Source organism: Nonomuraea antimicrobica, from assembly GCF_039536965.1.
GTDB classification, from domain to species: Bacteria; Actinomycetota; Actinomycetes; order Streptosporangiales; family Streptosporangiaceae; genus Nonomuraea; species Nonomuraea antimicrobica.
In genome coordinates, this window is sequence record NZ_BAAAZP010000237.1 from 1 (window position 1) to 23,516 (window position 23,516).

Annotated in this window: 23 protein-coding genes and 1 pseudogene; 13 read left to right on the top strand and 11 right to left on the bottom strand. The window is 68.9% G+C overall.

The annotated features are described in order from the left end of the window. Nucleotides 1–386, bottom strand: a 386-nt coding sequence (locus ABD844_RS53530) for a DUF6247 family protein (protein WP_425568795.1), incomplete at its 3' end; no start/stop codon positions are given. A gap of 337 nt (nt 387–723) precedes the next feature. Here ABD844_RS53530 and ABD844_RS49615 point away from each other — a divergent pair. The 3 genes from ABD844_RS49615 (at nt 724) to ABD844_RS49625 (ending at nt 2,705) form a co-directional block, all read left to right on the top strand. Continuing rightward, nucleotides 724–1,185 carry a recombinase family protein gene (locus ABD844_RS49615; RefSeq protein ID WP_344896057.1) on the top strand — a complete coding sequence of 154 codons (462 nt, stop codon included), beginning with the start codon at nt 724–726 and terminating at the stop codon, nt 1,183–1,185. A 113-nt stretch (nt 1,186–1,298) separates the two neighbouring features. Next, complete coding sequence (locus ABD844_RS49620) at nt 1,299–1,694, top strand: peptidase inhibitor family I36 protein (protein ID WP_344896060.1); 396 nt, start codon at nt 1,299–1,301, stop codon at nt 1,692–1,694. Nucleotides 1,695–1,946: 252 nt separating this feature from the next. Further along, nucleotides 1,947–2,705, top strand: a complete 759-nt coding sequence (locus ABD844_RS49625) for a hypothetical protein (RefSeq protein WP_344896063.1) — start codon at nt 1,947–1,949, stop codon at nt 2,703–2,705. A 506-nt stretch (nt 2,706–3,211) separates the two neighbouring features. On the opposite strand, the gene ABD844_RS49630 is transcribed toward ABD844_RS49625, so the two are convergent. Then, nucleotides 3,212–3,922, bottom strand: coding sequence for a hypothetical protein (locus ABD844_RS49630; RefSeq protein ID WP_344896066.1), 711 nt, complete (start codon nt 3,920–3,922; stop codon nt 3,212–3,214). A gap of 825 nt (nt 3,923–4,747) precedes the next feature. Between ABD844_RS49630 and ABD844_RS49635 the strand changes: the two genes are divergently transcribed. The 6 genes from ABD844_RS49635 to ABD844_RS49660 all read left to right on the top strand — a co-directional run bounded on the left by ABD844_RS49635 (nt 4,748) and on the right by ABD844_RS49660 (nt 9,531). Next, complete coding sequence (locus tag ABD844_RS49635) at nt 4,748–6,232, top strand: UDP-N-acetylmuramoyl-L-alanyl-D-glutamate--2,6-diaminopimelate ligase (RefSeq protein WP_344896068.1); 1,485 nt, start codon at nt 4,748–4,750, stop codon at nt 6,230–6,232. A 184-nt stretch (nt 6,233–6,416) separates the two neighbouring features. Continuing rightward, complete coding sequence (locus tag ABD844_RS49640) at nt 6,417–7,496, top strand: Mur ligase family protein (RefSeq protein ID WP_344896070.1); 1,080 nt, start codon at nt 6,417–6,419, stop codon at nt 7,494–7,496. A 195-nt stretch (nt 7,497–7,691) separates the two neighbouring features. Then, nucleotides 7,692–7,820, top strand: coding sequence for a hypothetical protein (locus tag ABD844_RS49645; protein WP_344896072.1), 129 nt, complete (start codon nt 7,692–7,694; stop codon nt 7,818–7,820). Nucleotides 7,821–8,003: 183 nt separating this feature from the next. Further along, on the top strand, nt 8,004–8,516 hold the full coding sequence (locus ABD844_RS49650; RefSeq protein ID WP_344896075.1) for an alanine racemase: 513 nt from the start codon (nt 8,004–8,006) through the stop codon (nt 8,514–8,516). A 50-nt stretch (nt 8,517–8,566) separates the two neighbouring features. After that, nucleotides 8,567–8,938 carry a hypothetical protein gene (locus ABD844_RS49655; RefSeq protein ID WP_344896078.1) on the top strand — a complete coding sequence of 124 codons (372 nt, stop codon included), beginning with the start codon at nt 8,567–8,569 and terminating at the stop codon, nt 8,936–8,938. A 311-nt stretch (nt 8,939–9,249) separates the two neighbouring features. After that, nucleotides 9,250–9,531 carry a DUF6223 family protein gene (locus ABD844_RS49660; RefSeq protein WP_344896081.1) on the top strand — a complete coding sequence of 94 codons (282 nt, stop codon included), beginning with the start codon at nt 9,250–9,252 and terminating at the stop codon, nt 9,529–9,531. Here ABD844_RS49660 and ABD844_RS49665 read toward each other — a convergent pair. Next, complete coding sequence (locus ABD844_RS49665) at nt 9,454–10,182, bottom strand: YncE family protein (RefSeq protein WP_344896084.1); 729 nt, start codon at nt 10,180–10,182, stop codon at nt 9,454–9,456. The two genes, ABD844_RS49660 and ABD844_RS49665, sit on opposite strands and share 78 nt — an antisense overlap. 560 nt (nt 10,183–10,742) lie before the next feature. Between ABD844_RS49665 and ABD844_RS49670 the strand changes: the two genes are divergently transcribed. From ABD844_RS49670 to ABD844_RS49680, 3 genes and pseudogenes are all read left to right on the top strand, one after another. Further along, entirely contained in the window at nt 10,743–12,257 is a 1,515-nt protein-coding gene (locus tag ABD844_RS49670) for a flavin monoamine oxidase family protein (RefSeq protein WP_344896086.1), read from the top strand. A 14-nt stretch (nt 12,258–12,271) separates the two neighbouring features. Then, nucleotides 12,272–12,901 (top strand): Rid family hydrolase, encoded by a 630-nt coding sequence (locus ABD844_RS49675; RefSeq protein ID WP_344896089.1) that lies wholly within the window; start codon nt 12,272–12,274, stop codon nt 12,899–12,901. A gap of 401 nt (nt 12,902–13,302) precedes the next feature. After that, a pseudogene (locus ABD844_RS49680) lies at nt 13,303–13,822 on the top strand (transposase); the annotation flags it as partial. Nucleotides 13,823–14,008: 186 nt separating this feature from the next. Here the strand turns inward: ABD844_RS49680 and ABD844_RS49685 are convergent. After that, the gene (locus ABD844_RS49685) at nt 14,009–15,316 is read right to left on the bottom strand and encodes an FAD-binding oxidoreductase (RefSeq protein WP_344896092.1); all 1,308 of its coding nucleotides are present in this window, start codon (nt 15,314–15,316) and stop codon (nt 14,009–14,011) included. Between the two features lie 28 nt (nt 15,317–15,344). Beyond that, nucleotides 15,345–15,746 carry a nuclear transport factor 2 family protein gene (locus ABD844_RS49690; RefSeq protein ID WP_344896095.1) on the bottom strand — a complete coding sequence of 134 codons (402 nt, stop codon included), beginning with the start codon at nt 15,744–15,746 and terminating at the stop codon, nt 15,345–15,347. Nucleotides 15,747–15,867: 121 nt separating this feature from the next. Between ABD844_RS49690 and ABD844_RS49695 the strand changes: the two genes are divergently transcribed. After that, complete coding sequence (locus ABD844_RS49695) at nt 15,868–16,761, top strand: LysR family transcriptional regulator (protein ID WP_344896098.1); 894 nt, start codon at nt 15,868–15,870, stop codon at nt 16,759–16,761. A gap of 16 nt (nt 16,762–16,777) precedes the next feature. On the opposite strand, the gene ABD844_RS49700 is transcribed toward ABD844_RS49695, so the two are convergent. The 6 genes from ABD844_RS49700 to ABD844_RS49725 form a co-directional block, all read right to left on the bottom strand. Next, nucleotides 16,778–16,984, bottom strand: coding sequence for a hypothetical protein (locus tag ABD844_RS49700; RefSeq protein WP_344896101.1), 207 nt, complete (start codon nt 16,982–16,984; stop codon nt 16,778–16,780). Nucleotides 16,985–17,211: 227 nt separating this feature from the next. Next, on the bottom strand, nt 17,212–18,162 hold the full coding sequence (locus ABD844_RS49705; RefSeq protein ID WP_344896104.1) for a 3-carboxyethylcatechol 2,3-dioxygenase: 951 nt from the start codon (nt 18,160–18,162) through the stop codon (nt 17,212–17,214). After that, the gene (gene mhpA, locus ABD844_RS49710) at nt 18,159–19,856 is read right to left on the bottom strand and encodes a bifunctional 3-(3-hydroxy-phenyl)propionate/3-hydroxycinnamic acid hydroxylase MhpA (RefSeq protein ID WP_344896107.1); all 1,698 of its coding nucleotides are present in this window, start codon (nt 19,854–19,856) and stop codon (nt 18,159–18,161) included. Before mhpA ends, ABD844_RS49705 begins: the two co-directional genes overlap by 4 nt. 19 nt (nt 19,857–19,875) lie before the next feature. Further along, a complete protein-coding gene (locus ABD844_RS49715; protein ID WP_344896110.1) occupies nt 19,876–21,099 on the bottom strand; it encodes an NAD(P)/FAD-dependent oxidoreductase in 1,224 nt (407 codons plus the stop codon). A gap of 58 nt (nt 21,100–21,157) precedes the next feature. Then, nucleotides 21,158–22,498 (bottom strand): MFS transporter, encoded by a 1,341-nt coding sequence (locus tag ABD844_RS49720; protein WP_344896113.1) that lies wholly within the window; start codon nt 22,496–22,498, stop codon nt 21,158–21,160. Nucleotides 22,499–22,581: 83 nt separating this feature from the next. Then, nucleotides 22,582–23,448, bottom strand: a complete 867-nt coding sequence (locus ABD844_RS49725; protein ID WP_344896116.1) for an alpha/beta fold hydrolase — start codon at nt 23,446–23,448, stop codon at nt 22,582–22,584. Nucleotides 23,449–23,516: the final 68 nt, after the last annotated feature.

The window sequence follows — 23,516 nt, forward strand, 5'->3', positions numbered from 1 at the left end:
GCAGGCGCCCCGCTGCCGGCGGCCGAGAGCGGAGACGTGAACCGGATCACCGCGGCACTGCAGGCAGCACTGGGAGAAGCAGGCTTCGAAACCGAATTCGAACAGGGCACCGCCCTGGACCCGGACACCGACGCAGAGTTGCTCAACGCGTGACGGGGACGCCGGGACAATCCCGCGCTTGGCGGCGATCTCGGCGATGACCTCATCGAACGGCCGCCCGGGAGCGGCTCGCCGCGATCGATCCTGGCTTGGATGTCGTCGACGGTCTCCCACATCTGCCGGCGGCCTTCGGGATGCTGCATGCTGTCACAGGCGATGATCCACCACCTATGAGCGAAGTCCTCCACCGGCTTCCAGTCGCCGGCCGCGCGTGCCTCCTCCACCACGGCGGGCAGCCCCAGTCGAGGCCTTCTCGATCGCGGGGACGACTCAAGGCCTCTCGGATCGCGGGCAACGTCCTATCCGGGCGGGGCTCGGGCGCGATGATCGGCATGGCAGGTTCCTCAACCCACGAGCGGAGGCCGACGCTATCAGCGCCCTACGACAACCACGCCTCCCCTTTGACGGTCGCAGAGGCGGCGCCAGGTCGAAATACTTGCCTGACATGGTGCCCTTACTGATCCACAACCCGCTGGGTGCCGTGCACCAGCCAACGTGGCACCAGCCGCCATATAGGCCCTGAACTGCGAAATCAGCTTCCTGGCTCCAGTTCAGCTCGCACCGTTGGCTGTACGACGACGGTCGGCCGCTCGCGAGCTCCGCGACCGCGGCGTGAAGATCATCAGCCTCACCGAGAACTTCGACTTCGACACCATAGAAGGCCGGTTCATGTTCACGGTCTTGGCCGCCGCGTCCGAGTACGAACTCGAACTGCGCGCCGAACGCCAGGCCGAGGGGATCGAAGCCGCCAAGCGCCGTGAAGCCGACGGTGTCATGCTGCCCGGCAAGAAGAGGACGGGGGCCGACCCACCGTCATTGGCCCTGCCGAACTGGCCCCCTGTGCCGCTTGGTCGACGACGGCGTCTCTGTCACCGAAGCCGCCCGCACCTTCAAGATCGGCAGATCTACCGCTTGCACCGCACTCGCAGGCCGCTGACCAGCAGCTACCTCAACCCGCGGCCCGTTTCCGCCAGTGGGCCGCCACATATCGCCCACTCGCGTCACCAACATGACTGGCTACTTTAAGTTATCTTGATAATACTCAGAGCGATGGAGTGGGCAGGGTCATCCATGTCCTCTCCCGTCGCGCAGAGTCAACCATTGCGGCGCCTGGCAGGCGCCCTACCCAGGGAGTGCGTATGAAGCACAGGTTCGGTACGGCTGTCGGTGCCGCGGTGCTGGGGATCTCCGGGCTGCTCGCGGCCGGATCCCCGGCGAACGCGGAAGCGCAGGCGCCCCGCTCGCTCAGCGTGTACGAGCACGACGACTACAAGGGCCGCTCGGCCCACCTCAGCGGCAACGACGCCAACTTCATCAACAACTACTGGTCCGGCGGCAGCGGGGCGAGCATCAACGACAACATCAGCTCGTTCAGGAACTCGGGCGACCAGCGCGCGGTGATGTACGCCAATGCGAACTACACCGGTGCCGCCTACTCCGCGCTCGCCCACTCCTCCGACAGCGACCTCACCCACAACAGCAACAACCCCTCCAACTTCGACAACGTGGCCAGCTCGGTCCGCTTCGTGATCTAGCAGGATCCCGAAGAATTCAGCAGGCGGCGGGGCGGCATCCCGCGAGACGACACGAGGAGGGACACCATGGCGATCCCCCGGCGCGCCGGCCACTTCCCATCGGCGCATCCCTCCCGCGTCACTCGCCGCCGCCCCGCCCCCGGCACCCGTCCGCTCCACAGGGCGGCTCTGGTTCTCCTCGCCGCCCTGGTGGTCCTCGCCGGGTGTGCGCGAACGCCGGAGGACATCGCACCGGCTGAGAAGCCCCCCGAGGTGAGCGCGGAGGCTAGCGGCCTCAGCGTCCCCCTCGACGACTTCATCCTTTCCCGCCTCGACATCCAGACGATCGAGTACGCAGAAGACCTGCTCACCCGCGCATGCATGCGCGGCTCCGGCTTCGACTGGGAGATGCTGCCGCCGCCGGCGCGCACCGACACCGACCCGTTGCACCGCAGGCGGTACGGCGTGATCGAGCCCGAGGTGGCCGGGCGCTACGGCTACCACCTGCCGCCCCTGGCCCCTGACCAGCAGGCGCGCGAGCAGGTATGGCGACGGCGAGACGCGCTGCCCCCCGCCGAGCGGCGCGCCGCGTACGGGCACGACGGGCAGGGCGGCTGCCGGAACACCGCGCGCACGCGGCTGGCTGAGGGCGTCCCCAAGCTCGACCAGCAGCGGCTCAACGGCTTCATCGGCGACACCTTCGAGGCGTCCCAGCGGGTTCCCGCCGTCGTCGCGGTGTTCGGCGCGTGGAGCAGGTGCATGAAAGCCAAGGGCTTCGCCTACGGCATGCCCCTCGACGCCGCCGCCGATCCGGCCTGGGCCAGGTCCGCCCAGCCCTCGCCCCGGGAGATCGCCGTCGCCAAGGCCGACGTCGGTTGCAAGCGGACTACCGGCCTGGTCGCCGCCTGGTCCACCGCTGACTCACACGTCCAGCTCGACGCCATCGCCACCCACCGCGCGGACTTCGACAGGTTCCGTCAGGCCCGCGACGCCGAACTACGCGCAGCCGAGCAGGTCATCGGGAACGGATAGCGCCTGCTCCGGAGCATCGCTCGGAGACGGCGACGCCCGCGTCGCGCATGGGTGCCTGTGCGGAACGGGCTGGCGTCAGGTCAAGGCCACGTTCAAAATCATCAGTGTGGCTTCTGGTCGTCTCTTGGCCACACCCCGTGTGTAGGCGGAATGCTTGGCCGGCCTGGTGGTGACGGGCTCGTCATGTCCCGCGTCCGCTTGAGCGTCCAACGGATCGGCGAGTGTCGGGCATACCGAGGCTGACGGTGGTGGCGCGTGTGGCTGCTTCTCTCATGGCCTGGAGTTTCTGTTCGGCGGCGGCGCCGCTGGTGATGACCAGCCGGGCGGCGATGTCGCGCAGGCTGAGGTCCTCGCGCCGTGGTCGAGGCGATCTACCAGGCGGGCATGTTGCGTCGCACCCCCCAAGGCCGCCCGACCTCGAGCACGACAACGCCCCGCGCAGCGCTCCGTGCTTGCGAGGGACGCGCGCTCTGCAACCGCTCGCCCGAGCGGTGCCCTCCACGTCGTCAGCCCGCAGGGCGGCTGATCGCCTTGGCGGGCTGACGCACACCAGCGACTCGTGGATGCCGGTCGACCAATTCGGTCGCGATCATCCGGATGGATGGTCTGTCGCGTACTTCTCCCGGCACCTGCTCCAACGCCTCCAGTAGAGCTGTCGTGGTCTGCTCCGGTTTGCCCCACCGCCACCAGGAACGTGCCAGGTCGGTGTAATACCGTCCGCGCCGTTCAGGCGTCGGATACATGCCCACCCGCAGGTCTCGGGCAACGTGCAGTGCCGTGCCGGCATCACCGAGGACGTAGTGGATGTTGAGGCGATAAAGCCGAGCGAACGGCCAACTGGTTGGTTTCATGGCCGGAATGTGGCCGGCGGCGTGCTCGGCCTCGACGATCCCCTCCAGGGCGCGCGCCCTGTCTCCGGCCCAGGCGTAGGTGTACGCCCTCGCGCACAGCAGTCGCAGGTACTGCGACGCCTGGGCCGTGGTGTGCAGCCCAGTCGATGCCAGACGGTCGACGCCCCTCGTCATCACCGCGGCGGCAAGGTCAGTACGCCCCTCGACGCGCAGCATCATGCCGAGCGCTTTCGCCGAAGCGGCGATGGCCACCGCGTCATCAGATCGGGCGGCGTACAGGACCGCACGGTCGGCGGTGGGGCGGGCCGTCGGCTTGATGCCGACCTCGTTAAGGGTGTCGGTGGCCAGGCGGTAGCTCGCCGCCACGAGCCCCCATCCCGCCGGGGTGTCGGCTCGACGGAGTCCGCCCGTGGGGGGACAGCCAGGGCGTCGTCGACGCGTTGGAGGGCTGCCAGCGGAATGTCCAACCCGGCCGCGAGTACTGTGCGACGCCGCGCATGGGTTCGGTCCCCTCGTCGTCGCGACTCCCATCAAGTACTGTAATCACGCGGCGACGGTGCGTAACAGATTTCGAGTCTGGGAGCGTTTCGATGGGCGCCGGGGCTGGTGCGGCGTTGGGGCGTAACGCGTCCGGCGACGCCTCGTAGAGGCGGCACAACATGTACGCGTAGTCCGCGGAGATGGCCACGGCACCGTGCTCCCACCGGCAGAGCATCTCGGTGTTGACCCCAGGCGCGACCCGTCCATCGGCCTTGTACAGGGTGGCTAGGAGCCTGGCTAGCGCCTGTGGCCGGGACCAGCCGCGCGCCAGCCGCCACGCCTCCAGCGGCAGGATGTCCGGCAACTGCTCGACGATAGCCGCGGCCACCTGTGCGGTCCCCACGCCTTGACGCTCACATTCCTGGCGGATACGGCGAGCCCGGCGGGCGAGGTCTGCTCGCTTCGCTCGGCTCATCGCGACCACGGCGTCACCTCCGGCGCTTGATCCTCCTACGCCTTTGGCTCAGCGTAACGTCCGGCTCCGCCGGGGCACATTGCCGCGGCGGCAATGTGCATGCGCTGCGTGACATTGATGCCATGCCGCCAGAGGGGGACAGTGTCAGCACGCCGACCACGCCGACGGCGTATCTCCTCCGCCAGTCCCTGCGATCACGGCAAGCTGGCCTCAACGAGAGAGGGAGAGGGAGCAGTATGAACCTGCGTGAGCTGCTGGACGGGTATCACTACCAGGTACTTTCTGGCGATCCGGGCCAGGCCGACGTCCGCGCCGGCATCGCCTACGACTCGCGGCGCATGACCACGGGCAGTCTCTACATCGCCATGCGTGGCAGACATGTGGACGGGCACGACTTCGTGGCCGACGCCGTGGAGCGTGGAGCGGTCGCGGTCCTGGTCGAGCGCCCGCTCGTCGAGCCCCTGCCGTCGCATGCCTGTGCCGTGCAGGTGGCGGACACACGAGCGACCGCCTCGCTGGTCGCCGCGCGCTACTTCCTGCATCCGTCCCGGGAGCTGCAGGTGGTGGCGGTCACCGGCACCAACGGGAAAACCAGCATCTCCTACATGGTGGAGGCGCTGCTGCGGGTCGGAGCGCAGGCTCGGGTCGGTGTCATCGGTACCGATGGCTGTCGTGTCGGCGACGAGCCGATCAGGATTGAGAAGTCCACCCCCACCACCCCGGAGGCGGTGGAGCTCCATCACATCCTGCGCGCGATGCGGGACCGGGGGGCTGGCGCCGTCGTGATGGAAGCATCCTCGAGAGCGCTGGAGCTGCGCCGGGTCGATCACACCGACATCGACGTGGGTGTGTTCAGCAACCTGACTCCCGACCACCTCGACGATCACGGCTCGATGGAGGCGTACAAGCAGGCCAAGCTGCTGCTGTTCGGCGGCATGTGCAGGTGGGCGGTGGCCAACGCCGACGACCCGGTCAGCGCCGACATCGCCGCGCTGATGCCGGGCGCGACGACGACCTACGGCTTGGACAATCCGGCTGACTTCCGGGCCTGCGATCTGCGGGCGGACGCGACCGGCACCTCCTTCGTGCTCCACCATGCCGGTCGCCGTCACACCTCGCGTGTGCCGTTCCCGGGCCGGTTCGCCGTCTCCAACGCTCTGGCCGCGCTCGCCTCCGGCCATCTGCTGGGCCACGACGTGGACGTGCTGAGCGGCGCGCTGGAGGAGCTGCCGTCGATCCCGGGCCGTTTCGAGACGTATCAGACCCCGGCCGGGGTGTCGGTGATCGTGGACTACGCCCACTCCGCCGACTCGCTGGCGCAGGTCCTCACCACGATCCGCGGGTTCGCCGAGCGCAAGGTGGTCACGGTCTTCGGGTGCGGCGGCGACCGCGACCCCAGCAAACGCGCGCCGATGGGGGAGATCGCCGGTCATTACTCCGACGTCGTGGTGGCCACCAGCGACAACCCGCGTACGGAAGACCCTGAGGCGATCTTGGACGAGATCATGCCCGGTCTGAAGGCCACGTCCGCGACGGTGGAGCGGATCAACGATCGGAGCCACGCCATCGCGCGGGCCCTGCAGGTGGCCGACCCCGGCGACATCGTGCTCGTCGCCGGCAAGGGCGCCGAGCCGTACCAGATCGTCGGCGAGCGCAAGCTGCCCTTCAACGACATGCAGGTCATCCGCGAGCTGGGTGACGCGACCTCGACAACCGTGTAGCACAGCACAAGGAGTGCCTGCCGATCACCGACGTCCTTGGCGGGCGCCCACGCGACGATCACGACTCGCCGCGTCTGCCGCGCCATCGCACCCCTTGCGCGCGGCCCCTTCTTTTACCGGGCTGGCCGGCCTGTGCCGCCACCGCCCCTCTTCTCCCTTCATTTCCTCCCCTCTTGGAGTCGTCATGCTCCTTGACCATGCCCGCATGCTGATCCTCGGGCTGGGCGTCAGCGGCGAGGCCGCGGCCGTCCTGGGCGCCTCCCGCAACGCGCCGGTGACCGTCACCGACACCCGCAGCCGCGACGATCTGGCCCCGGCGCTGGCGCGGCCCGCACCTCTGCCGATCTCCTACCATCTCGGCTCGCCCCCGCCCGGCCTGGACGGCTTCACGCTGCTGGTGCGCAGCCCGGGGGTTCCCTGCGACCTGCCCGTCCTCGTCGAGGCCCACCGGCGGGGGGTGCCGGTGTGGAGCGAGATCGAGTTCGGCGCGATCCTGTGCCCGCACCCGATCACCGCTGTCACCGGCACCAACAGCAAGTCCACCACGACCGCCCTGATCGGCGAGTTGATGCGGGCCGCAGACCACACCGCGTACGTCGCCGGAAACATCGGCTACCCGCTCACCGCCGCTTTCACCGGCATGCCCACCGACGGCGACGCCGACGCCGTCGCCGTGGTGGAGGTGTCAGCGGGTCAACTGGAGGACTGCCACGCCTTCAAGCCGCACATCGCGGTGCTGACCAACGTCCGCCCCGAGCACATGGACCGCTACACCTGGGATGAGTACGTCGCCGCCAAGTCGAAGATCGTCCGCAACCACACGCCGGCCGACATCACGGTCGCCAACTTCGACGACGAGTGGTGTCGGCAGATCGCCGAGCGGAGCCCTGGCCGGACGGTGTTCTTCAGCGCTCTCGGGCCGTTGCCGGACGACACCGACGGGGTGTTCGTCGACGGTTCCGATGCGGTGGCCCACCACGACGACGCCCGGATCGTCCTGTGGGCGCGAGAAGAACTGCGGGTGCCCGGTGCCCTGCCCAACCTCCTGGCCATGGCGGCGGCCGGTCTGGCCGACGGCATCGCGGCGGCGGTGATCCGCGACGTCGCCGTCGCGTATACGGGACGCGAGCATGTCATCGAGCACGTCGCCACCGTCGCCGCGGTGGACTACGTCAACGACTCCAAGGCCACCAATCCGTGGTCCATCGCTGCACGCCCTGGACAGTTTCGCCGGCCGGCCCGTGGTGCTGATCACCGGCGGTAAGGACGACAAGAACGCCGACCTCGCCGCGCTGGCCGCAGCGCTGCCGGGCCGGGTCCAGCACCTCATCACCATGGGGGAGACGGGGCGGCGCACCGCCGAGGCGGCCCGCCGTCACGGTCTGACCGGTGCACCGAGGCCGCCGGCCTGGCCGAGGCGGTCGACCAGGCCCACCAGGTCGCCCTGTCCGGCGATGTGGTGCTGTTCTCACCGGGCGCCAACAGCAAGGACATGTTCCCCGACCACCGCACTCGCGGATCGCTGTTCAAGCAGCAGGTGCACGACCTGCTGGCCCGCGACCGCCAGCTACGCCCCGCAGGCCGGTGACAACGGTGGAGCGTCTTCAGATCTGGCTCGATGAAGCGGCGGTGCGCGCCAACGTGACCGCCGTGCGTCGCCGACCTCACCGGCGACGACGATCATCGCAGTGGTCAAGGCCAACGCCTTCGGGCACGGCCTGACGGCGGCCTCGACGCTGCTGACCCGTCACGGCGTCCGCCAGTTGGCCCCGTGGCCACCGTGCAGGAGGCGTGCCTGCTGCGCGATGCCGGACTCCGGGTGCCCGTCTCGGTCCTGTCGCCGATCCCGTCTGCCGCCGCCCGCGAGGTGGCCTCGCGCCGGCTGCGTCCCTCGCTGTCGTGTCTGGCGGCTGCTCGTGATCTGCGCCGCGCCGCCCGTGACCTGCCCGGCCCAGTGCTCGCCCACGTCGAGCTCGACACCGGGCTCGGCCGCTACGGCTGGCCGCTCACCCCCGCCGGTCTGGATCAGCTCCAGCAACTGGCCGCGTTGGACGGCCTCACCGTGGCGAGCGTCTACACCCACCTGAGCGGCACCAGCCGCGCCGAACTGGCCGCCCAGCTCGCGTTGTTCGAGCAGGGTTACGCCAAGGTGGCGGCCGCGCTCGGGCGCCGTCCCCGGCGGCACGCGCTGGCCAGTTCGGCGCTGGCCGCCCAGCTGCGCCACCCCGCCACCACGCAGCTCGTCCGCCCCGGCGCCCTGCTGTACGGGCTGGCCCCCTGCTGACCGCCATCGAGCCCACACCCGAACTGCCGGCGGAGGGGAGCGCCATCGTTGTGCCGGCTCGTTGGCTGCATCGCAGGTGGATCACCCCGGCCAACCCGCAGGGTGTCCTCGTCCACGGCCGCACGCTGCGTGAACTCCAGGCCAGCGCGCAACAGGCGCTGGCCCTGCGGTTGGATACCCCAACAGCCCCGCCCGTGCAGCTACGCCCGCAATCGGCCGAACTCGACGCGCTCGCCGAGGCGCGTCAACGCCATGACGCAGCCTTGCGCCTTGCCGTGCAGACCCTTCGCGACGAGAGAACGTCGTGGACCGACATCGCCCAGGCCTGCAACGTCAGCATCGCCGACGCGCAGGCTGCACTGGAGCAGGAACTGGCCTGCAGATTATCGTCGAGGTCGGCCAGGTCCGGTCCATCGAGGTAGTAGCGCGCCTTCGAAACTCTGGCGCCGGCACGCGACTGCTGGCACGGGACCGCGCCTACCGCGGACGCAGTAGGCGCGGCTCTCGTGCCGCGTCTGCGGCAGTCAGAGGTGTCTGCGTCTGCAGGATGACCGGCGGCGGGTTCAGCGGACATAGTTGTGGCGTCCAGTCGCAGGAAGCGGAGGAGAACCTCATGTCCGTCCTATCTGCGCTTGCCGCACAGGCGGCCTCGCCAGTCTGTACGACACCGGCAGAATGCGCGGGCCAGGGTGTCGATACCTTCCTCGGGACCCCGCGGCGAATCTGGGCCAGTGTGGCCGCACTGGTGGCGCTGGGCGGCGTGGTCATCGGCTGGCTGGCGCTGCGCTTCGTCCGTCGTATCGGCAACGGCGGGAGGAGGGGAGGCATCGTGGCCCTGGCGGTGGGACTGACCGGCGGGCTCAACGGCGCCGTGAACCTGGCTGTCGCCGACGGTGGTCTCGGCACCGGCAACGGAGTATTCGGGGGAGCCGTGGCCCTAGTGCTTGGACTGGTCGGTGCGGCCCTCGGCGGGCTGGCTCTGACCCGCTCCCACCGCACCGAGCCGAGCGGCTGACCACAGCGAACACCAGCGTGCGATCGAGGTCGCCGTCGCGTAGATCCGGGAAGTCGTGCACCTGCGGGAGCTGGGACTGACGAAGGTTCCGTCCCTGTATCCGGTGGGCAAGTCCATGCGCCACTCCTCGCCGTCGATCGTGCCGCGCAGCTCCGGGGTGCCGCCGCCGACGTCGTAGACCAGCATGTCGGCGTGGTGCAGGCTGGTCCGGCCGACCACGAGCGTGTCGCCGGCGGCCGCGAGCACGGGAGCGCGCAGGTGCTCGCCCCCGACCGTCACCGGCGCCGGTGTGGCCGCGCTCAGATCCAGGCCGACGACGCCGCCAGGGCCGTTGTCGCACCCGTGCCCCACCCACAGCCGCTCGCCCAGCAATACCAGGGTGGACGGGCACGGGTGGGCCGACAGGTCGATCCGCCGGATGACGGCGAGGCTCGCGGTGTCGATCTCGGCCACCTCGTTCGAGCCGGTGAGCGCCGCGTACAGGCGGGTGTCGTCCGCGTTCATGGCCAGCTCGCGGACGCCGGAGAGACCTGTGACGACGCTGCCGGTGAGGTTTGCGCCGGTGTCGGCCACGATGATCCGGTCGTCGGCGGGGACGAACACCCGGCCGCCGCCGACGGCCAGGTCGGCGGTGTAGGAGTCGAAGGTCACCCCGAGGTCGGTCGTGGTGTCGGCCGCCGAGGCGGCGGGGCCGCGACAGTGAGGAGGCAGGGCCCTCTCTTGCGGAAGGGGTCCTTCGCTCAGCCACGGCACGGCGGGTTCGGGATGGCGGCTCGGAGAAACGGGCCAGTGGCAACACCGGCGCCGCGCTTCGAGTCGACCGCACATTTGACAGGGGTTCGTCCGGGCCCTGTGACACGCGCGATGACCGGCAACGCTCCGAGCATCTTTTCGAACACCGGCCATGCCCGTCTGTGCACGCTGTCTCGGCGGCCTGGTCATGCCGCGATGGCGATCACTGCGGCAACCCGGCGATCTTCAGCCAACTTGACATGCGGAAAACAGGGCTTGTGCTCAGGGAAGCTAACAATCCACCACAAACACGATGATTAGCTTGAAACGTACAAACAACACAGAGCCGGATAATCGGCAACAAAACCTCCCAAGACTCGCCTCCAGCAAAATCTTGGAGGTACGTGTTGGGGTACAGCAGACGCGATTTCCTGTCCGCCGTCGGTGTTTCCGGTGGCGCAGGCGCGCTTTTCGCGACCATGGGGGCCCTGGGGCTCGCGCCGTCCGCAGAGGCGTCCGCGAAGGGAACCTTCGACCCACCGCAGCAGTCCGACTTCTCGCTCACTGGGCGTTCCGCGAAGAAAGTGGTGATCCTCGGCGCGGGGATAGCGGGCCTCGCCACCGCGTACGAGCTGGGCAAGGCGGGCTACGACTGCACGATACTGGAGGCGCTCGACCGGGTGGGCGGCCGCAACTGGACCATCCGCGGCGGCGACCGCGTGACCGAGCTGAACGGCTCCACACAGGTCGCGCGGTTCGGCGACGGCGTCTATCTCAACGCGGGTCCGGCCCGGCTGGCGCAGTGGATGGTCACCATGGACTACTGCCGCGAGCTCGGCGTGGACCTGGAGGTCTTCACCAACGCCAACGCCCAGGCGTACATCTACCATCAGAACATGCCGGCCCCCGTCCGCTGGCGTGCCGCCAAGGCCGACGTGTACGGGTACGTCGCGGAGCTGCTGTCGCGGGCGACCGATGCGGGCGCGCTGGACACGGCGCTCACCGCGCAGGACAAGGAGCGGCTGATCGCCTTCCTGTCGAGCTTCGGCGCGGTGGGGGACAAGGCGAGCGGATTCCGGTACTCCGGAACCACCCGCCGAGGCCACAGCGTGAACCCGGGCGCGGGAGAGCAGGCGGGCACGCCTCTCGGGCCGGTGCCGTCACTGTCGGAGGTGCTGGCGAGCGGCGTCGGGCAGCGGTTCGCGTTCGAGTTCGGCTATGACCAGGCGATGCTGATGTTCCAGCCGGTGGGCGGCATGGACGCCATCCCGCGCGCCTTCGCGAGCAAGATCGGGCGGCAGCGGATCCGGCTGCGGGCCAAGGTCACGAAGATCACCGATCTGCGGGACGGAGTGGAGGTGGAGTACCAGGACCGCCACGGCCGTACCCAGAAGATCACGGCGGACATGTGCGTCGCGGCAATGCCCCCGAACATCCTGGCCAAGACCGCGCACAACCTCGGCCCGGAGGTCCAGGCCGCGCTCGCCACCCCGACCGTCACGAACGCGGGCAAGATCGGCCTGGAGTACCGCCGCCGCTGGTGGGAGACCGACGAGGACATCTACGGCGGCATCACCGCCACCGACCTCGACCTGGCTACGATCTGGTACCCCTCCTACGGGTACGGCACGGCGCGTGGCATGGTCGTCGGCTACTACAACTTCGGCCCGCAGGCCGACGCCTACGCCGCGCTGAAGCACGCCGACCGCGAGCGCCGCGCGATCGAGCAGGGGATGAAGATCCACGGCGCGAACTACAGGGACGCGCTGGTGTCGTCGGTGTCCGTCGCCTGGAAACTTCAGCCGCACATCGAGGGCGCATGGGTGGGCTGGCCGTCCCGGCAGGGCGCGTACCAGCTCCTCAACAAACCGGCCGGTCACGTGTACTTCGCGGGGGACTGGCTGAGCTACATGATCGCCTGGCAGTCGGGAGCCCTGGAGTCCGCCCGCAAGGTCGTCACCGAGTTGCACCAGCGCGTCCTGAGCACCTCTTGAGAGGACACTCCCGCATGAAGATCCGCACTGTCGCCCTCTCCGCGGCCGTCGTACTCGTCCTCGGCACCGGAACGGCCGCCGCCGGCCCCACCTGGTCGCCCCGGCCGCAGGAGGTCAAGCCCTTCCTCCCGGCGGGCACCACCAACCCCTCGATCGCCGACGGAGTGGCGCTCGGAAAGCAGGTGGCCTCGTACACCGCCAGCGGCCTCGGCCCGGCGGCGGCCAACCCCGCGGCCCCCGCCGACTCTCCCGAACGCTACGTCGACTTCCCCGGCGGCACCCCGCCCCCGGGCGTCACCATCACCGAGGCCCAGGCCCTCAACGTGCTCAAGCGCATCAAGGCCAACCTCGCCGCGGCCGGGCTCGGCCTTGCCGACGTCGTCTCCATGCGCGCCTACCTGGAGAAGCCGCCCGGAGCAGATGCGGCCGACTTCACCGGCTGGAACCGCGCCTACCGCCAGTTCTTCGCCAACACGGACCTGGCCACCGGCCGGCCCGTACCCGTCCCGCTCGGCACCGCCCCGCCCGCCCCGCCCATGGAGGTGAACCCGGCCCGTCCGGCCCGCGTGACGATCGAGATCGCCAACCTCCCGGTCGCGGGCTGGCTGGTCGAAGTGGAGGTCGTCGCCGCCTACAGGCACTGACCGCCACGCCGGGTGCCAGGCGTGTCCGTGGCCCGGACACGCCTGGCCGAAATCAAGCCGTCCTGACGATGCCCGCTCGCCGTCGTGGGTCAGGAACAGGAACGAGCCTGTCCGCCGCCCAAGGTCCATGAGCCCGATGGGCCCGGTCCGGCTTCGGCCGGGCGACCTGGCGCCGCGGCACCGCCACCTCATGCTCCGCTTCGATCGCTTCGCAACTGGGCAGGCGATCAGGAGTTCGTGGGCCCGGCGAACGGCGTGACAAGGGGTCTGAGTACCTGCGCCCAGACCCGGTAGCCCGGCCCGTTGAGGTGTAGCCGGTCGCGGGTGAGCTCCGGGTCGAGCCCTTGGACTGGTACGGGTGAGATCCATGTGACACGAGACGGCCACTCCGTAATCCTTCGATTCGCGTGGAAGTCACCCTTGCCGCGGCGAGCCCGGACCTGCTCCGGACGATGATCCGCGAGTTCGCCCAGCGGATGATGGACGCCGAGGTCGAGCAGTTGTGCGGCGCCGGCTACGGCGAGGTCAGCAGCGAGCGGGTCAACACCCGCAACGGCTACCGCACCCGCCCATGGGACACCCGCGCCGGGAGCATTGAACTGGCCGTGCCCCGGCTACGGCAGGGCTCCTACATCTCGGACTTCCTGCTGGACGAGCGACGCCGGGCCGAGCGGGCGCTCACCTCGGTGGTGGCCACCAGCTACCTGCTCGGGGTGTCGACGCGGCGGGTGAAGAAGCCGGCCGAGGCGATGGGCATCACTTCATTGTCCGAATCGCAGGTCTCGGCGATGGCCGCCGAACTCGACGCGATGGTCGAGCAGTGGCCGGACGGTGACCGTGCACGCCCTGGTCGCCACCGGCGTCAACGCCGACGGCCGGCGCGAGATCCTCGGCCTGAACACTGCCCATGACCAGGTCGGCCCGCTGCGGGAATACCAGTCCTGCAAGATCCTCTACGTCACACCGGCGTCACGCTGGCACAGCACGACGAGATAGCCGTGGACCGACACGAGTTATCACGTTCCGTCACCACCGAAAGCGGGCCAGAGCCAGTGATCGTACAGTCCCGGCCAGAGCGGAAGACCGTTTGGGGATGCATTCAGCCCTTCAGTCGGAGATGGGAAAATTGGCACGGAAGATGTTGTGCGGGTTGTGGTGGCGTTCGAGGTCGCGAAGGCGACGGAGCGCAGCGGGAGGGAAGGCGCTGGCCACTGACTCGCCGGGGCTGAGAAAGGTGAAGGGTTTGCGTCCGCTCACCGGGAGTGCGTCGGTGAGTGCGCGTTGTTTGGCGGTAATGGCCTCGGTGGTTGCCGGGTCGGCAGGCACGCCGAACAGGTAGAGCGCGTGGGGCTCGGCCAGCGGGCCGTGAGGGCTGTCGGACGGGCGGGTGAACGCGCCGCCCAGGTGGCGTATCTGCACACTCATCAGCGGGGCGATCGGGTCGGCCAGCAGGGTCTTGGCCGCGGTGTCGTCCAGGTGGGTGAGCAGCTCGGCGCGTGAGGAGCCCGCGCTGGGGTCGGTCGGTTCGGCGGTGATGGTGCCGAGTTCGGCGACCGTCATGGTCCGTCTGCTGTCGGTGAGGGGGTGGGGCAGGCGGTCCAGAGGGCTGAGCAGGCCGCGGGCCGCGGCGGCCTGGCCGAGGTAGGTGGCATCGACGGCGACCATGGGGTCAGAGCCGGGAAAGTGCAGCAGGTCCAGCCAGAGAGTCAGGTCGTCGGGGGCGGTGGCGGTGATCTGGCGGTAGGCGTCCATCACGTCCGGGGCGTGCTTGGTGGGCCACAGCAGCCGGCCGCCGTACAGATGAGGCGCGCGGTGGAGGGAGAGTTCCAGGGCGGTGACGATCGCGAAGGAGCCGCCACCGCCGCGCATGGCCCAGAACAGGTCGGGGTCGGTGTCGGCGGTGATGCGCCGCTGCCGCCCCTCGGCGTCCACGATGTCGAAGGCGGTGACGCTGTCGGCGATCCAGCCGTACATGCGGCCGAACCAGCTCAGCCCGCCGCCGAGGGCGACACCGGTGACGCTGACGACCGGCGAACTGCCGGGCAGACCGGTCAGGCCGTACGGCGCTGCGGCGGCCTGGAGGCTGCCCGAGGACACGCCCGCGCCGACGCGGGCGCGTCGGGCGGCCGGGTCGATCTGGAGGGAATCCAGTCGGCGGGTGCGCAGCAGAATGGCGCCGTCCAGGTTGGTGGTGGCGCCATGGCCGTTGGGCTGGGCTGAGACGGCCATGTCGCGGGCGCGGGCGAAGCGGACCACGGCCGCGACGTCGGCGGCGTCGGCCGCTTCGACCACGGCGGGAACGGTTTGTTCGACGGCGAGGTTCCAGGGGCGGCGGGCCTGGTCGAAGCCGTCGTCTCCGGGAAGCAGGACCCGTCCGCGGACGAGGGTGCGCAGGTCGTTGATGTGGCTGGTCATCTGTCTTCCGATCTTGGGTTGGGGGTCGTCAGTTGCCGAAGATCGTGGTGGCGGCGCCGGTGTACCAGTCGTTGTCGATGCGCAGGCGGCGGAAGACCCGGCGCAGGCCGTCGCGAACCGGTTCGACGTCGTTGAGGTTCTTCAGCAGGGCGAAGGCGGCGTGTTCGGCGGTCAGCAGATGCCGGGCCTCCACCAGAGCTGTCAGCCGTGCGGAGTCGCCGTCCACGGTGATGCGGGGGTTGGTGACCCGGTGGGTGGTGTCCATGTCGGCGGCGAAGGCCGAGGCGGACAGGGCCTTGTCCTTCAGATCCTGGCCCGGGTCGAACCGGTGCAGCGCGTCGAGGATCTCGGCGCGGTCCGGTAGTTCCTGGACGGCTGCGTCCGCGTCGGTGTCCAGAGCGGACAGGGCGTGCTCCGCGGTGACGTACATGCTTGCTCCTGTGCAGGTCACAGTGACGATTGGTCGATCCACTCTCGTTCGGGAGTGACGGGCGGATCAATGTGGCCCTGTGCAAGAATCGTGAAGCTGAAGTTAACGATCTGGGGGTGTCATGCTGGAGCGCCATGAGCTGGAGGCGTTCTTGACCCTGGCCGAGGAACTGCACTTCGGCCGCACCGCCGAGCGCTTGCGAGTGTCCACCGCCCGAATCAGCCAAACGATCGCCAAGCTGGAGCGCCGAACCGGCGTGCCGTTGTTCACCCGCAGCAGCCGCCGAGTGGAGCTGACCGCGGTCGGCCGGCAGATGTACGAAGAGGTCCGGCCCGCCTGGGACCAGATCGCCGCGGCGTTCGCGCGGGCGATCGACTCCGGGCGCGGCCTCACCGGCACCCTGCGGGTGGCCTTCGTGGGCGCGGCGGGCGGGCAGCTGCTCGCCGGGGCCGCCGAGCTGGTCCGCCGTCGCCTGCCGGACTGCGATGTCCGGCTCCGCGAAGCGCAGATGGTCGATCTGATGCCCTGGCTGCGCGATGGCCAGGTCGATCTTGCACTGGGCACGTTCCCCATCGACGAGCCGGGCATCACCACCGGTCCGGTGCTGGTGTCCGAGATGCGCATGCTCGCCGTGCCGTCCCAGCATCCGTTCGCCCGTCGTACGTCGGTCTCGCTCGACGATCTCGCCAGGGTGAAGCTCCTTCAGCTACCGGACACCCTGCCGGTCTCGCTGCGAGAGGACCGCACTCCGCGCACCACTCCTGCGGGACGGCTGATCGAGCCCGGGCCTTCAGCCTCAACGTTCAACGAGATGCTCACCCTCATCGGCGCCGGCCACGGCGCATTCCCCGTCGGCGCCCAGGCCAGGCGCTACTACGCACGCCCCGACGTCGCCTACATCCCCATCAGCGACGCCCCGCCACTGCGATGGGGCCTGCTGTGGCGGACCGACGGCGCCACCGCTCGGGTCCGCGCCTTCGCCGAGGCCGCGCACGACCTGGTCAGCTCCTCCTGAACGGCGGTATCCACGTTCAGACGGCATGAGCCGCAAGACGTTCTACAAATACTTCCCCTCGATCGAAGCGGCCCTCGTCTACGCGCAGAAGATGGTCCTCGCCGGAATGCGGGCCGAGCCTGAACCGCGACAGGAACGTGGCCTGAACCGTTTCCTGGCCCGGCTTCGCCGGGTCATCGACTTCACCTTGGCGCATCCCGAGCGGATGATCTTTCTCAGCCATCTACGGCGTCCACGCACTGCCCGTCACGTGGTAGCCCCACCCGAGGCCGACAGAACCTCTGCACGCCGCGGTCCGCGAGGCCGCGCAGGTGTGCCCAGGTGCCGCCATCCACCTGGACGACGACACGTGAACAGCCCGGCGAGCGTCCTGGTCGTCGGCGCTTCGGCTTCTCAACAGGCCCGCCTGCTGCGCCGCCGATTCCTGGAGCCCTGGCCACCCGCAGCAGTTCAGTGGCAGACCATCACGCCGAATCCCGCGATGAACTCCGGGATCGCCCGGTAGAACCGGTAATGAACGGCTGGGGCGTCCATGGTCGGCGTGTTCGTGGCGGCCCGCAGCGCGCTGTGAGCCGCCAGCCAGGTGCGTACCTCATGGGCCGAATTGCCGGCCGCCGCGGCCATGCTGTCGGGAGTCCACGCGTCAGTGTCTTCGAGCCGGCCCGTGGCACACAGGTCCATGAAACGTTCGTCCCACTCGGGGTTGAGGTCCAGCATGTCGGATTGGCCGGCGGCGAAGCTTCGTGCGGCGTCGATGACCCGCTGCTGGCGCGCGGCTCGCGCGGCTGCTGTCGGATGCCGGCCGTCGAGCAGGAGCCTCCTTTGTTCTTCGGTGGCGGTCGACCACTGCGGGACCGGCGGGTCGTGGGAGAGTCCTCCAGAGCCGACCACCAAAACCCGCTCGTCCAGCTTCTGCAGGTATTTCCCGACGGCCTCGGCCATCAGCCGGACTCGCCGCATCGTGACGAAGGGTTTGGCGACGGAGTTGACGAAGATCGGAATGGTCGGTTTGGCGGCGATGTCGCCGAACAGAATGTCGAGCGGCTGGACCGCGCCGTGATCGATCTCCATGCGGCGCGATATCGCCATGTCGATGTCGCAGTCGAGGACGTGCTGCGCGAGATCGGCGGCCAGCTCGGAGGGCACATCCAGCCAGCCCTGCGAGGAGCCGTAGTCGCCCACGGCATACGCCTCGTACCCCACGCAGAAGGGCGGCATGAGGTCGTAGAAGAAGCCGTTGTAGTGATCGGGCGCGAAGATCACGATCAAGGTGGGGTCGAACTCCCGCACGAACGCGCGCGCCCGCGCGAACGCCGCGTCGACCGCCGCCCGTACGTCTGCGGGCGGCTCAACGTGCTCGAGCAGAGGGCTGTGTGACATGCACACGGAAGCGGCACTCATCCCTTGGGCTCTCTTTTCACATACGACATCGCTTGCAGTACGGCGCGCAGGGTGGCGCTGGTCTGCTGGGCCAGGCAGGCGGCGGCGACGAACCGGTCCGGGCGGAGGAACACCACGCCGAGTGGCCGCTCGTCGAACCATCGCTTGATTCGGCCCTGCAGGTCTCCCACGACAGTGACCGGCACGGCCGCACCGCCGTACGCTCGCTCGGCCCACTGCCGTTGCTGCTCGGGGACGACGCAGACCAGCCCGATCCCCAGGTCGCGGACCCGGTCCAGATCATCGGGGGTGAGCAGCCTGCTGGGGTCGTTGCCCCAGGCGACGATGGCCCACCAGTTGCCGATGACATCGTCGAAGAGGGCGTCGCCGGCTGCGGCGGTCCGTACCCGCGGCTGGATGAACTGCAGACCGACGGGAGACGTGCGGTCGGGCGCGTCGACCACGGGGACGAGCCGGGGCCGTATCGTGTCGGCGGCTGATCCCGCCGTCTGCCGGCTGGGGTCGACCACCACGCCACGCCGGTAGCGCGGCATCGGTTTGAACCGCATGTCGGTCAGGTAACTCTTCATGGCGGGAACCAGACTCAGCGCTCCGGCGACGGTGTCACGTACCGTTGCCAATCTCCGATCGGCCTTCATGATCGACCCCGCGGTCATGTTGAGGTCGATCATGGCCTTGGCGTGCTCGCGTCGTTCAAGATCGTAGGTGTCCAGCAGCGCGTCGTCACAGAGCCCGCGGAGCACCGAGGCGAGTTTCCACGCCAGGTTGGTGGCGTCGCGGATACCGGAGTTCCAGCCTTGTCCGAGCCACACCGGCATCAGGTGCGCAGCATCGCCGGCCAGAAGCACCCGGTTCTTCCTGAATCTGGTGGCGATCCGGCCGTGATGGGAGAACACCCGCTGGCCGATCACCTCGAGGGCGTGCGGGTCGGGGACGTGCCCGGTCAGCAACTTCGCGAGGAACGTCCGATCCTCGGCGAGTTCGGCAGGCTCATCATCGAAGAGCATGAATTCCCAGCGGCGGATACCGTGCGGCAAACCGATCGACACGTACGGGCGTCGGGGATCGGCCCCCAGGTACACGTTCGGCGTGCCGAGCGGATCGTTGTCCACGTCGATCACCAGCCACCTGGTCGACGGAGACACACCCTCGAACCCCACGTCCATCCACCGCCGGGTGAACGACCGGCCGCCTTCGCAACCCACGAGGTAGCGAGCACGGATCTGGCTGACGGAACCCTCCGGCCCGCCGAGGCTGACGTCGGCCCGTACGTGATCGGGCTCCTCGTGCAGGCCGACCAGTTCGTGAGAGAAGCGCACGTCCGCCGAGGGATAGCGGCGCAGCCCCGCCAGCAGCTCACGATCCACCAGCGGTTGCACGAAACCATGCTTGCGGGGCCAGCCGAACTCGTCAGTGGCCGGGTCGTTGACCATCAGGACCTGGCCCTTGCCGTTGACCAACCGCACGATGTGGTGCGGGACGGTGTGCTGGGCCACCTGCTCGACCAGTTGCGCGGTCTGGATCGTACGGAAGGACTCGTCGTCCATGCCGACGCCGCGCGGGTAGTCGATCAGCTCGGCACGTGCCTCGATGACCGTGACGCGCCGTCCGTACAGGCCCAGCAGGTTGGCCAGCATCAGGCCGACGGGTCCGGCGCCGACGATGAGGACGTCCGTGTCCACAGCGGACTGCATGCTCTTCTCCGTCCCGTGGTCAGCGGCTGAGAACACTGTGAACCGAGGAGCGGAAGTCGGCCCGCGCGAGAATCGCCTCGGCGTCGTCGACGGGCGGGTTGAGCCACTGGTGGGTGATCAGGCGCTTGCGCTCCTTGCCTTCAGGCCCGGTGAGCGAGACAGTGCGTTCCCATCCCGTCGTGTAGACCGCTCCTGCGCCGCCCAGGTCGAGGCAGGTGATGTACGGGCCCGGATTGAACTCTTCCAGGGGCAGGCCGAGGAGGTCGGCCGCGACGTTGTGGCCGGCGTACTTGCCCTGGGGGCTCGCGTGCTGGCAACTTTGCATCACGTAACGTTCGGCGTCGGCTCTGGCCGCAGCGATGTCTCCGGCCGCGTAGACTCCCTCGACGCCTTGCACCTGGAGATGGCCGTTGACGGCGAGACGACCGAGCTGATCGCGATGTCCGGGGATGTTCTCCGCCAGGTGGCTTGCTTTCATCCCGGCCGTCCACACCGTGGTCGCCGCGGCCACTGTGGTGCCGTCGGTCAGGACGACCTCGGACGGGCCCACAGCCTGCACGCTGGTCCCGAGACGCTGGTCCACCCGCAGGTGCGCCAACGCGGCGAGGATGTCGCCTCTCGGTCCCGCCCCGAGATCGGGGCCCACGACCGACTCGCGCTCGACCAGGATGACACGCACCCGGTCCGCGAAGCCGTGCGGTGCCGCGACTTCCGTGAGCCGGCCGACCAGCTCGGTGGCGATTTCCAGGCCGGTGAAGCCCGCACCGACCACGACGGCCGTGTACCGCCCCTCGCTCACCGGCCGTTCCGGCAGGCGTTGCAGGTGTGACTCCAGGGCAGCGGCCGCGGGAAGGGTGTCGACGTTGTGGAGGTGCTCGGCTCCGGGGATGCGCGGTCGCACGAGTGCGCTGCCCGAAGCGAGCACGAGCCGGTCGTAGGGCAGGTCGGCCGTCTGCCCGTCGCGCTGGACCGCGGTCACCGTCTGGCGTCCGGTGTCGATGCCGGTCACCGTGGCGGCGAGCCGGTCGACTCCGATGGGGCCGAGAATCCGGTCCAGCGGCAGGCGCTTCCTGTCGGGGTCGCGCTCGTACAGTCGCGGTCGGATGACGAGGTCGTCGCCAGGGCTGATGACCGTGATCGACAGATCCGTGTCGCTCGCGCCCGCTTCCCGTCTCAGCCGGGCTGCCGCGGCGGCGCTCCAGACACCGGCGAAGCCTCCACCGATGATCAGAATCCTTGACATTTCCTTATCTCCTACGTGAAAGGGATGGCGTTGGGGAACGCGGGACAGTCCTGCGCGGTCACATGGTGTGCAGATCGTGCCCGCGGGTCTCGGGGGTGGCCCACATCGCCACTGCGGTTATCGCGGCGGCACCTGCCAGGAAGATCGAGACCCAGGTCGTGTTCTCTCCGCCTCCGCCACCGGACAGCAGACTGCCTGCGATGAGCGGAGCGAATCCCGCGCCGAGCGTGGATGCGAGTTGGTAGCCGAGCGAAGCGCCGGTATACCTGGCGCCCGTGCCGAACATCTCGGCGAAGCACGCGGCGAGCGGCGCGTACATGGCCGGGAAGAGCAGCGTGTTGCCCAAGATGACCGCGAGGGTCAGCAGGCCGGCATCATTCGCGTTGATCAGCCAGAACAGGGGAAACGCGGCGACGACCATTCCCACGGCTCCTCCGAGAATGACCGGCCGTCTCCCGACTCGATCCGACAGCGCCGCGAAGGCCGGGATGGTGATCAGTGAGAGACCGGCGGCGGTGGCCACTGCCGTCAGCGTCTCCGTGGCCGAGTAGCCGATGCTCTTTCCGTAGCTGGTGACGAATGCGGTGAGAAGCGTGTTGGCGACGAAGGCGCCGAACCCGATCGACAGGGCGCGCAGCAGGTTCAGCGGATGCCGCCGCAACACCTCCGCGACAGGGCTGCGAGCGATGTCGCCGGCGCGTTTCGCCCGCGCGAAAACGGGGCTTTCCGCAACCTTCAACCGTACGAGCAGCCCCACCCCGAGAAGGGCAATGCTCAGCAGGAACGGTACGCGCCAGCCCCAGGACAGGAATTGGTCCTCAGGCAGGCTGGAGAAGACTGCGATCGCCCCGCTGGAGAGCAACGTGCCCGAGGCGCCACCCATTTGCGTGAGGCTGGCCCAGAAACCTCGGCGTAGCGGTTGGGAGTGTTCGGCGGTCATCAGTGCGGCGCCACCCCATTCCCCGCCGATCGCCACCCCTTGGGCCAGGCGGAGCAGAACCAGCAGGGCCGGCGCCCAGATTCCGATCTGCGAATAGGTCGGCAGGACTCCGATCAGGAAGCTCGCCGTGCCCATGATGCCCATGGTGAGCAGAAGCATGGATTTGCGGCCCAGTTTGTCGCCGAAGTGGCCGAAGATCACGCCACCGAGGGGGCGGGCGAGATATCCGGCGGCGAATGTGCCCAGGGCGGCGAGGTTTCCCGCCACGGGGTCGAGATCAGGGAAGAACAGGACGTCGAACACGAGTGCGGCGCTGGTGCCGTAGAGCAGGAAGTCGTAGAACTCGATGGTGCTTCCCAGATATCCCGACAGAGCGACCGTTCGCACCTGGGAGGTCCGGGCCGGGTCTTGCGGGGTTACCCCGGCATTCGCATCGGCGGAGATTTTGAAGAGGGGCATGGCGCTGGAACTCCTTGCACCGGAAAGGGGGGTACGGGGCGGCGTTCCCCGATGGTGAGCGAACGGCGACGCTGGGACGGGGGTCAGCGGCCGAGCAGGAAATCGAGATGAATACGGTTGAACACTTCGGCCTGCTCGTACTGCGGCCAATGCCCGGCGTTCTCGATCACCGCGAGCCGGCCGTCGGGGATCAGTTCGGCGATCCTGCGTCCCTCGTCGACCGGCCCCGAGGGGTCCTTGGTCGTCCAGATGACCAGCGCCTCGGCCTTGATGGCGCGCAGGTCGTCGTCGGAGAGCATGTTGCGCTGACGGATCTGCGGGTCTTGCAGTGCCATGTTCATCCGGCAAGCCATCCTCCAGTCGGCCTGCTGGAAGATCTGCTGCCGGGTCTTGATGAGGTCGTCGGTGACGGCGGCGGGGTCGGCCATCAGCCATTCCAGCCGGGCACGAACGCGCTCCCAGCTCGGATCCTCCGCCGCCGCCAGGGACAGCTCCTTGATACGCGTCATCACCTGCGGATTCGCCATGGTGCCTCCCATGGTGTTGAGCGCGACCCGGTCCGCACGATCTGGATGAAGCTGGGCAAAACGCGCGGCCACCCAGCCGCCGAGCGACTCGCCGGACAAGGATGCCGTCCGAGCGCCCAGGACGTCGAGCACGGCGTGGACCTGGTCGATGTAGTGCGGAATCTCCAGCAGGTGTGCGGGCTTGCTGGAGTAGCCATGCCCGATGAAGTCGATGGCGTAGGTGTTGAAGTGCTCGCCGTGAGCCTGCAGGTTACGCACGTACGCCTCAGCGTGGCCGGTGATCCCGTGCAGGAGCAGCAGCAGCGGCTTGGAGTCGTCGCCGGCGTGCAGGTATCGCGTCCTCCAGCGGCCCGCCTGGAGAAAGCCCTGACTGAATTCGAGCTGGCTCAGATCTGACCAGACGCTGGTGAACTCTCGCGTCATGACTACCTCGTTTCACATAACGCACATATAGGAGCGTTAATTGCAACTGAACGCATAGCATCACGCCC

Coding starts and splice junctions, on each gene's coding strand:
- ABD844_RS49670 (WP_344896086.1), top strand. CDS start 10,743: ATGGGGGCCCTGGGGCTCGCGCCGTCCGCAGAGGCGTCCGCGAAGGGA.
- ABD844_RS49700 (WP_344896101.1), bottom strand. CDS start 16,984: ATGGCTGAGAAAGATCATCCGCTCGGGATGCGCCAAGGTGAAGTCGAT.
- ABD844_RS49720 (WP_344896113.1), bottom strand. CDS start 22,498: ATGCCCCTCTTCAAAATCTCCGCCGATGCGAATGCCGGGGTAACCCCG.
- ABD844_RS49685 (WP_344896092.1), bottom strand. CDS start 15,316: ATGACCAGCCACATCAACGACCTGCGCACCCTCGTCCGCGGACGGGTC.
- ABD844_RS49725 (WP_344896116.1), bottom strand. CDS start 23,448: ATGACGCGAGAGTTCACCAGCGTCTGGTCAGATCTGAGCCAGCTCGAA.
- ABD844_RS49705 (WP_344896104.1), bottom strand. CDS start 18,162: ATGAGTGCCGCTTCCGTGTGCATGTCACACAGCCCTCTGCTCGAGCAC.
- ABD844_RS49640 (WP_344896070.1), top strand. CDS start 6,417: ATGCTCCTTGACCATGCCCGCATGCTGATCCTCGGGCTGGGCGTCAGC.
- ABD844_RS49675 (WP_344896089.1), top strand. CDS start 12,272: ATGAAGATCCGCACTGTCGCCCTCTCCGCGGCCGTCGTACTCGTCCTC.
- ABD844_RS49690 (WP_344896095.1), bottom strand. CDS start 15,746: ATGTACGTCACCGCGGAGCACGCCCTGTCCGCTCTGGACACCGACGCG.
- ABD844_RS49620 (WP_344896060.1), top strand. CDS start 1,299: ATGAAGCACAGGTTCGGTACGGCTGTCGGTGCCGCGGTGCTGGGGATC.
- ABD844_RS49695 (WP_344896098.1), top strand. CDS start 15,868: ATGCTGGAGCGCCATGAGCTGGAGGCGTTCTTGACCCTGGCCGAGGAA.
- ABD844_RS49715 (WP_344896110.1), bottom strand. CDS start 21,099: ATGTCAAGGATTCTGATCATCGGTGGAGGCTTCGCCGGTGTCTGGAGC.
- mhpA (WP_344896107.1), bottom strand. CDS start 19,856: ATGCAGTCCGCTGTGGACACGGACGTCCTCATCGTCGGCGCCGGACCC.
- ABD844_RS49635 (WP_344896068.1), top strand. CDS start 4,748: ATGAACCTGCGTGAGCTGCTGGACGGGTATCACTACCAGGTACTTTCT.